This window comes from Bacillus sp. NTK034, from assembly GCF_017303275.1.
GTDB lineage: Bacteria > Bacillota > Bacilli > Bacillales > Cytobacillaceae > Cytobacillus.
The window spans coordinates 1-512 of record NZ_JAFKOJ010000037.1 but is presented as its reverse complement, the minus strand read 5'-3'; the positions used below and the strand labels follow the sequence as shown (position 1 = coordinate 512).

Here is a 512-nt window from a genome sequence, read left to right as displayed (position 1 = left end):
CTTCCGAAGGGCGTTCTGAACTTCGTACCGGGCAGCGGTGCAGAAGTGGGCGACTATTTGGTTGACCATAAAGACACTCGTTTCATCTCCTTCACTGGCTCACGTGACGTAGGTCTTCGCATCAACGAGCGCGCTTCTAAATTGAACGAAGGCCAAATCTGGCTGAAGCGTGTCATCGCTGAAATGGGAGGTAAGGACACAATCGTTGTGGACAAAGAAGCAGACCTTGAATTGGCGGCTACTTCAATCGTTGCCTCTGCTTTCGGATTCTCCGGCCAGAAGTGCTCGGCATGTTCACGTGCGGTTGTAGTAGAAGATGTATACGATCAGGTTCTTAACCGTGTGGTTGAACTGACTAACGAATTAACGCAGGGCAACCCTGAAGACCAAAGCAACTACATGGGTCCTGTAATCGACCAGGGCGCTTTTGACAAGATCATGAGCTACATCGAAATCGGCAAAGAAGAAGGCAAGCTGATGACAGGCGGAGAGGGAGACAGCTCGAAAGGCTT

1 protein-coding gene is annotated in these 512 nt (G+C 50.6%); it reads left to right on the top strand.

The window, feature by feature from the left end; all coding sequences use genetic code 11:
* Window positions 1-512, top strand: a 512-nt coding sequence (locus tag JI665_RS28260; protein WP_206846292.1) for an aldehyde dehydrogenase family protein, incomplete at both ends; no start/stop codon positions are given.